The 7,977-nt window shown below is 74.7% G+C and carries 8 protein-coding genes; 2 read left to right on the forward strand and 6 right to left on the reverse strand.

Going from position 1 to position 7,977, the window contains the following annotated elements; genetic code table 11:
* Positions 1-411: 411 nt before the first annotated feature.
* The 6 genes from CNO22_RS23800 to CNO22_RS23825 form a co-directional block, all read right to left on the reverse strand.
* Positions 412-1,848, reverse strand: coding sequence for a hypothetical protein (locus CNO22_RS23800; protein WP_100501743.1), 1,437 nt, complete (start codon positions 1,846-1,848; stop codon positions 412-414).
* Positions 1,849-1,971: 123 nt separating this feature from the next.
* On the reverse strand, positions 1,972-2,841 hold the full coding sequence (locus tag CNO22_RS23805) for an aldehyde dehydrogenase family protein (RefSeq protein WP_100501738.1): 870 nt from the start codon (positions 2,839-2,841) through the stop codon (positions 1,972-1,974).
* A complete protein-coding gene (locus CNO22_RS23810; protein WP_100501739.1) occupies positions 2,838-4,283 on the reverse strand; it encodes an aldehyde dehydrogenase family protein in 1,446 nt (481 codons plus the stop codon). Before CNO22_RS23810 ends, CNO22_RS23805 begins: the two co-directional genes overlap by 4 nt.
* Positions 4,284-4,285: 2 nt before the next feature.
* A complete protein-coding gene (deoC, locus tag CNO22_RS23815) occupies positions 4,286-5,296 on the reverse strand; it encodes a deoxyribose-phosphate aldolase (protein ID WP_232807304.1) in 1,011 nt (336 codons plus the stop codon).
* Positions 5,293-5,655 (reverse strand): hypothetical protein, encoded by a 363-nt coding sequence (locus tag CNO22_RS23820; protein ID WP_100501740.1) that lies wholly within the window; start codon positions 5,653-5,655, stop codon positions 5,293-5,295. Before CNO22_RS23820 ends, deoC begins: the two co-directional genes overlap by 4 nt.
* Positions 5,652-6,113, reverse strand: a complete 462-nt coding sequence (locus CNO22_RS23825; RefSeq protein ID WP_100501741.1) for a GNAT family N-acetyltransferase — start codon at positions 6,111-6,113, stop codon at positions 5,652-5,654. Before CNO22_RS23825 ends, CNO22_RS23820 begins: the two co-directional genes overlap by 4 nt.
* Positions 6,114-6,287: 174 nt before the next feature.
* On the opposite strand from CNO22_RS23825, the gene upp reads away from it, so the two are divergent.
* Positions 6,288-6,911 (forward strand): uracil phosphoribosyltransferase, encoded by a 624-nt coding sequence (gene upp, locus CNO22_RS23830; RefSeq protein WP_100501745.1) that lies wholly within the window; start codon positions 6,288-6,290, stop codon positions 6,909-6,911.
* A 2-nt stretch (positions 6,912-6,913) separates the two neighbouring features.
* The gene (locus tag CNO22_RS23835; protein WP_100501742.1) at positions 6,914-7,804 is read left to right on the forward strand and encodes a Gfo/Idh/MocA family protein; all 891 of its coding nucleotides are present in this window, start codon (positions 6,914-6,916) and stop codon (positions 7,802-7,804) included.
* Positions 7,805-7,977 lie beyond the last annotated feature (173 nt).

Consider the following 7,977-nt stretch of genomic DNA (forward strand, 5'->3'; position numbering starts at 1 on the left):
CAATCGCCGCCGCCCTGGAGGCGGTCAGCCCGGCTGATGCCGCCGGCTGGTTCTCCCACGCCGGCTACCCCACCCGCCAAGCTGCATGAGAACCGCTGTGAGAGAGGACCCTCCTGCCCCCCGCCACTCGCAGGCTCGCGGCGGGACCCTGCAGGAGGGCCCACACGGCAGCGGCCGGTCCCGGTTCCCCGGGGCCGGCCGCTGCCGTTCGTGGTGGGTGCTCCGCCGCCCCCGCCGTTGTCGATCATGAGGTTGTCGCACGTGGACACGCAGCCGTCGGCGCGTCCCGTGGTGACAACCCCATGATCAACTCAGGGATGGGGCTGCCGGGCCGGCGAGGGGTGGGGACGGCGGCCACCCTTCAGGGCCCGCGCCGAGCGTGCGAGGCGTGGGGGGCAGGGTGGTCCTGTTTCAGTCGCGGAAGACCAGCGCCCCGCTGACCTCGGTGACGACCTCGTCCCAGGCCGGGCGCAGCGCGGCGGCGTCCTCGGCGCGCAGCGGGGTGTCCGGCACGCGCTCGCCCCGGGCGACGGCGCGACCGAGTGGCGCGTCCGGACGCAGCAGCTCCTCGACGCGGGTCAGCCCGGCGTACTCGGCGATGTCGCCCACGCCCTCGACCTGCTGGGCGAGCACCCGGTGGTCGACGAGCCCGCCCGCACCGTCGGCGACCTGGGCCAGCAGTTCGCTGGTCTCGGCGAGGTCGTAGCGGTCTTGGTCGGCCGGCAGCGGCGGGGTGGTGGTGTCGGCGACCTCCGGCCAGGAGGCGATCTCGGTGAGGTCGTGGGCCTCGCTGCCGCGGCAGAAGCGGGTGAGCTCCTCGGGGGAGTCGAAGAGGAAGACCTCGCCGTCCCGGCCGAGGAAGCGCGCCCGGTCCTCGACGTAGCAGCGCAGCGTGAGGCCGGCGCCCTCGGGCACGACGACCTCCACCGGCAGGATGCCGACGGCCTCCCAGAACTCCGCGGCCTTCGCGACCTCCGCCGGTGGCGCGGAGACCCGGCCGGGGCGCGCGATGGTGCTCACGCCGGCCGCTGCCGCGGAGGCCGCGGTCGCCCCGCCCGCCGGGCGCCGAGCCGCCGCGGCGTCGTCCTCGAGGTCGTCCTCCAGGTCGTCGTCCTCGTCGTACTCGTCGTCGGCCTCGGCCGCCGAGGGGTAGTCGTCGAGGGAGACGGTGCCGCCGCCGGTCCAGTCCAGGTGCGCGCCGAGCTCCTCGAGGACGTCCTCCCACAGGTCGTCGAGGGCATTGCCGACGCCGACCCAGGCGTCCTCGCCGGAGCGGCCGACGAAGGCCTCGACGCCCAGTCCGAGCGAGCCGATCTCCGGTCGGGAGACGAGCTCGGCGAGCGCGCCGAACTCCCCGCCGCGAGCGACGGCGCCGTCCGCCCGGCGCTCGAGGTCGATGTCGTCGTCGACGTCCGGGCCACCGTCGGGATCGGTCAGCTCGTCGTCGGCGTCGTCCTCCACGTCCAGGCACTCGGCCAGCCGGGTGACGATGTCGATGGTCGCGGCCAGCTCCTCGACCGCCCACCGGTCGGGGTTCTCGGCGGCGATGTCGTAGACGCCGTCGAGGTCGTAGCGGTGGTCGTCGTCGGGCGTGAGGTCGGCCGCGCCCAGGCCGACCACGACCGGCCAGACCGGGTGGTCGGCGAGGTCGTGGTCGGTGCGGGTGCGGCAGAAGGCGGCCAGCGCGGCAGGGGTCGGGAAGAGGTGCACGCGGGCGCGGTCGTCCTCGGAGGTGCCGAGGAAGGCCTGCCACTCCTCGCCGTCCTCCTCCCACGGCGGGGCCCACAGGGTGAAGCCGATGCGGTCGTCGACGGTGAGGGCGATGGGGACGATGCTGGGCCGGGCCACGGGCCCCATCCTGCCCGATGGGGGACCCCGTCCTCGCCACCCTTCCCAGGTGGAGGACCCCCTCCCCGAGTCCTCCGCACGCTCAGGACACGCCAGGAGAGGGCCACCCGGGACGGGGCCGTTCTACAGACCCATGGGGTGCCAGACGGTCTTGGTCTCCAGAAAGGGCGTCAGCCGGGTCAGGCCCGGGTTGGCCGACCAGTCCGGCTCCTCGGCGGGCGGCCGCACCACCCGCTTGATGCTGCCGGCGGCCAGCCGTTCGAGCTCCATCGCCTGCTCGGCGGGCGCGCCGGTCAGGTCGATGGCGTCGACGTCGTCGTGCTCGGCCAGCCACGGGCCGATCTCCCCGGCGTCCCCGGTCAGCAGGTTGGCCACCCCGGCCGGGACGTCGCTGGTCGCCAGCACCTCGCCGAGGGTGACGGCGGGCAGCGGTCGGGTCCGCGAGGTGACGACGACGGCGGTGTTGCCGCCGGCCAGCACCGGCGCGAGCACGCTCACCAGGCCCAGCAGCGAGGAGCGCTGCGGCGCGAGGACGGCGACGACACCGGTGGGCTCGGGCAGCGAGAAGTCGAAGTACGGCCCGGCGACCGGGTTGGCCCCGCCGAGGACGGCGCCCAGCTTGTCGGTCCACCCGGCGTACCAGACCCAGCGGTCGATGGCCGCGTCCACCGCCGCCCGGGCGCGCGAGCCCGACAGCCCCTCGCCGGCGGCGACCTCGTCGCAGAATTGGGCGTGCCGGCCCTCCATCACCTCGGCCACCCGGTAGAGCACCTGCCCGCGGTTGTACGCGGTGGCGCCGGACCACTTCGCGAACGCGGCGCGGGCGGCGACGACGGCGTCCCGGGCGTCCTTGCGGGAGGCCCAGGAGGCGTTGGCGAGGAAGCCGCCCTTGGGGTCGGTCACCTCGTAGGTGCGGCCGGACTCCGAGCGCGGGAAGGCGCCGTTCACGTAGAGCTTGTAGGTCTTGCGGACGGCGAGTCGGTCCGTGCTCACTTGTCGGCCTCCTGGAGGTAGGCGGCGAGCCCGTGCCGGCCGCCCTCGCGGCCGTAGCCGGACTGCTTGTAGCCGCCGAAGGGCGACGTCGGGTCGAACTCGTTGAACGTGTTGGCCCAGACCACGCCGGCGCGCAGCCGGTCGGCGATGGCGAGGATCCGCGAGCCCTTCTCCGTCCAGATGCCGGCCGAGAGCCCGTAGGTGGTGTTGTTCGCCTTGGCGACGGCCTCGTCGGGCGTGCGGAAGGTGAGCACGCTCAGCACCGGCCCGAACACCTCGTCGCGGGCGATGCGGTGGGCGGGGGAGACGTCGGTGAAGACAGTCGGCGGGAACCACCAGCCCCGGTCGGGCAGCTCGCAGGCCGGCTGCCACCTCGACGCCCCCTCGGCCTCGCCGACGTCGGAGAGCTCCCGGATGCGCGCCAGCTGCTCCGCGGAGTTGATCGCGCCGATGTCGGTGTTCTTGTCCAGCGGGTCGCCGAGGCGCAGGGTGCCGATCCGCCGCTGCAGCGAGGCGATCACCTCGTCGTGGACGTTCTCCTGCACCAGCAGTCGGCTGCCCGCGCAGCACACGTGGCCCTGGTTGAAGAAGACGCCCCGCACGATGCCCTCGACGGCCTGGTCGATGGGCGCGTCGTCGAAGACGATGTTGGCCGCCTTGCCGCCGAGTTCGAGGGTCAGCTTCTTGCGGGTGCCGGCGACCGCGCGGGCGATGGAGCGGCCCACCTCGGTCGAGCCGGTGAACGCGACCTTGTCGACGTCCTCATGCGCGACGACGGCCCGGCCGGTGTCGCCGGCGCCCGTCACGATGTTGACCACGCCGGGCGGCAGGTCGGCCTGGCGGCAGACCTCGGCGAACAACAGCGCGGTCAGCGGGGTGGTCTCGGCCGGCTTGAGGACGACGGTGTTGCCGGTGGCCAGCGCCGGGGCGACCTTCCACGCCAGCATCAGCAGCGGGAAGTTCCACGGGATGACCTGACCGGCCACGCCCAGCGGCTTCGGGCCCGGGCCGAGGCCCGCCCAGTCCAGCTTGTCGGCCCAGCCCGCGTGGTAGAAGAAGTGCGCCGCGGCCAGGGGGACGTCGACGTCGCGGGACTCCCGGATCGGCTTGCCGTTGTCCAGCGACTCCAGGACGGCGAACTCCCGCGCCCGCTCCTGCAGCAGCCGGGCGATGCGGAACAGGTACTTGCCGCGGTCGGCCGGGCGCATCGGCCCCCACACGCGGGTGAACGCGCGGCGGGCGGCCCGCACGGCGCGGTCGACGTCGGCGTCGGTGGCGCTCGCGACCTCGGAGAGCACCTCCTCCGTCGCCGGGTTGACCGTCGTGAACGGCGTGCCGGAGCCGTCGACGAACTCGCCGTCGACGAACAGGCCGTAGGACGGCGCGATGTCGACGATGGAGCGCGACTCGGGCGCGGGGGCGTACTCGAAGAGCTGTGTCATGGTCAGTCGACGCTCACGTGGTCGGGGCCGGAGTAGTGGCCGGTGCGCAACTTCTGCCGCTGCAGGAGCAGGTCGTTGAGCAGGCTGGAGGCGCCGAGGCGGAACCAGTCGGGGGTGAGCCAGTCGGGTCCGGCGACCTCGTTGACGAGGACCAGGTGCTTGATCGCGTCCTTCGTCGTCCGGATGCCGCCGGCGGGCTTGACGCCGACCTGGCGCCCGGTGGCGGCGCGGAAGTCGCGGACCGCCTCGAGCATCACCAGGCAGACCGGCAGCGTCGCCGCGGGGGACACCTTGCCGGTGGAGGTCTTGATGAAGTCGCCGCCGGCGAGCATCGCCAGCCAGGAGGCGCGGCGGACGTTGTCCAGGGTGACCAGCTCCCCGGTCTCGAGGATGACCTTGAGGTGCGCTGGGTCCTTTCCTGGCCGCGCACAAGCCTCCTTGACCGCCACGATCTCGTCGTAGACGTCGAGGTAGCGGCCGGCGAGGAACGCGCCGCGGTCGATGACCATGTCGATCTCGTCGGCGCCGTTGGCCACGGCGTCCCGCACGTCGGCGAGCTTGACCGCCCGGCTGGCCCGGCCGCTGGGGAAGGCGGTGGCGACGGCGGCGACGGAGATGTCGGTGCAGGTCAGGGCCTCCTTCGCGACCCCGGCCAGGTCGCCGTAGACGCAGACCGCGGCCACCGGCGGGGTCGTCGGGTCGCCGGGGTCGGGACGGCGGGCCTTGGCGGCCAGGCTGCGCACCTTGCCGGGGGTGTCGGCGCCCTCGAGCGTGGTCAGGTCGACCATCGAGATCGCGGTGTCGATGGCCCAGGCCTTGGCGGTGGTCTTGATCGACCGGGTGCCGAGGACGGCGACCCGCGACTCGGCGCCGACCTGGTCCACGCCGGGCAGCCCGTGCAGGAAGGCCCGGAAGGCGGCGTCGGAGCGGGTCACGTCGCGGTACGGCGCCAGGGGCTCGCGCCGCGGCGGGATCGCCGCCGCCGGCGCATCGGGGTCGAGCACGTGGGTCATGCGGGCATTCTCCCTCCCGCGCCCGGTGCTCCCGCGCGCCGCACACCCGTGCGGGCGGGGGCCGCCCGGAGGCGCAGCATGCTGCGGGCACCGCGCTGGAACTCGTACGGGACGTCCTGGACCAGCGCCTGCACGCCGGCGTTCCCCAGCGCGGCCAGCACGGAGGCGAGCAGCCCGCGCAACGCGCGGCCGCCGCGGGCCCGGGCCGCCGCGGTGAACGAGGCGCCGCCACCGGGACAGTCGAGGACCCGGCCCCGCAGGTCGGCGTCGGTCAGGGCGAACATCGCGCGGTACTCGGCGGACGACCGGGCGCTGACCAGAAAGTCGCCGATGTCGGTCCCGCAGCGCAGCTCGCTCACCGCAGCTCCTCGGTCAGGTGGACGAGCTCCAGCCCCGGGCGCACCTGGTGCCGCGCGGTCTCGACGTAGCCGGAGCGTCGGTAGAGCCGCAGGTTGGCGTCGCTGCGCGCGCCGGTGACGAGGGTCGCCCGCGGCAGCGCGGTCGACTGTTCGGCGGCGCGCAGCAGCCGCGTGCCGATGCCCCGGCCCTGCAGGTCCGGGACGACGGCGAGCCGGCCGACGTGCAGGACGCCGTCCCGCTCGCGGGTGCGCACCGCGCCGACCAGCCGGCTGCCGGTGAGCGCCGCCAGGCAGGCGCTCTGCGCGAGCTCGTCGGCCAGCTCGTCGAGGGTCTGGACGAGCGCCGGGAGGCGGACGTCGTCGTACAGCTGGGCCTCGGTCACGTAAGCGGCGCGCTGCAGGGTGAGCAGCTCGCCGGCCGCGCCGGGCAGCAGGGGTGTCAGCTCGATCGGGGGCACGGGCGGTCTCCTCGGACGGAGGTGGACCGGGTGTGCGGGCGGCCCACCGGGGACGGGTGGGGCCGGACGACGCGGGTAGTCACCTACCGGCGGCGCCACTCCTGCGTCGTCGTCACCGCGGGGATCGTGCCAGCGCCGGCAGCCGGGGTCCACCGGGCCGCTACCGTGTCGCGCGTGCAGCTCGCCGTCGTCGACCACCCGCTGGCCCGCGCCCGCCTGACCCGCATGCGGGACGAGCGGACCGACAACGCGGCGTTCCGCGCGGCGCTGGCGGAGCTGACGCAGATGCTGGTCTACGAGGCCACCCGCGACCTGCCCCTCGCCGAGGAGCCGATCACCACGCCGGTCACCGACACCACCGGCTATCGGCTGGCCGCGCCGCCGCTGATCGTGCCGGTGCTGCGCGCCGGGCTGGGGATGGCCGACACCGCGCACGGGATGCTGCCGGAGTCGCAGATGGGCTTCGTCGGCCTGGCCCGCAACGAGGTGACCTTCCAGCCCGAGGCGTACATGGCCTCGCTGCCGGCGTCCCTGGTGGACCGCGAGGTCTTCGTCCTCGACCCGATGCTGGCCACCGGCGGGTCGCTGGTGCACTGCTGCGGGCTGCTCACCGAGCGCGGCGCCACCTCGATCACCGTGCTGTGCGCGCTGGCCGCCCCGGAGGGGATCCGCCGGCTGGAGGAGAGCGGGCTGCCGCTGCGGGTGTTCACCGCCTCGGTGGAGGAGGGGCTGAACGAGAGGGCCTACATCGTCCCGGGCCTCGGGGATGCCGGCGACCGCCAGTTCGGGGCGGTCTGACCGTGCGGTTCGGGGTGCTCGGCACCGGCCACTGGGCGCGGACGGTCCACGCGGCCGCCCTGGTCGAGCACCCGAGCGCCGAGCTGGTCGGCGTCTGGGGCCGCGACCTGTCCAAGGCCAAGGCGGTCGGCGCGGAGCTCGACGTCCCCGGCTTCGCGGACCTGGCCGCGCTGCTCGACCGGGTCGACGCCGTGGCGATCGCCGTCCCGCCGTCGGTGCAGGTCGGGCTGGCCGAGCAGGCCGCGGCAGCCGGGAAGCACCTGCTGCTGGAGAAGCCCATCGGGCTCTCGATCGAGGAGGCCGACCGGGTGGTCACCGCGGTGCGCTCCGCAGGGGTGGCGTCGGTCGTGTTCTTCACCTTCCGCTTCCAGGCCGGCACGTCGACCTGGATGGCCCAGGCCGCCCGCACCCGGCTGGCCGGGGGCGCCGGCTCGTGGCTCAGCGCGCTGGCCGGCAGCCCCTTCGACTCGGCCTGGCGCCGCGAGCACGGCGCGCTGTGGGACATCGGCCCGCACGCGCTCTCGCTGCTGGTGCCGGTGCTCGGCCCGGTGGTCTCGGTGCAGGCCGGGGCGGGCGCCGGGGACACGGTGCACCTGGTGCTGCAGCACGCCACGCCGGGCGTCGCCTCGACGCTGACGCTGTCGCACACCGTCGCGCCGATGTCGACGGGCATCGAGTTCTTCGTGCACGGGGACGCCGGCCGGCTGGTGCTGCTGCCGGACACCGAGAGCCCGGTGCAGTCCTTCTCCGCGGCGGTCGACGAGCTGGAGGCGACCGCGGTGACCGGTGGCGTCCACCCGTGCGACGTCGGCTTCGCACGCGACGTCGTCGCGGTGCTGGCGACCGCCGCCCGCGCGCTGCGGTCCGGGTGCCGGGAGGCGGTCGAGGGCTGACCCCCCGTCGGGGTGAGGCCGTGGCGTCCCGTGCGCCCCTGCGGCCGTCGGGGCGGCACCCTGCTCGCGGTGCCCTAGGAGCCTGCTGAACAACCTCGGCGTGTCTGCCCGGTGCGAGCGGGGAGCGCGAGAACGATTTGGGTCGTGCAGGGCACTTCCCAGCCTCAGCATGT

The sequence above is a fragment of the Geodermatophilus chilensis genome, assembly GCF_002802985.1.
Lineage (GTDB): Bacteria > Actinomycetota > Actinomycetes > Mycobacteriales > Geodermatophilaceae > Geodermatophilus > Geodermatophilus chilensis.

Coding starts and splice junctions, on each gene's coding strand:
- deoC (WP_232807304.1), bottom strand. CDS start 5,296: ATGACCCACGTGCTCGACCCCGATGCGCCGGCGGCGGCGATCCCGCCG.
- CNO22_RS23810 (WP_100501739.1), bottom strand. CDS start 4,283: ATGACACAGCTCTTCGAGTACGCCCCCGCGCCCGAGTCGCGCTCCATC.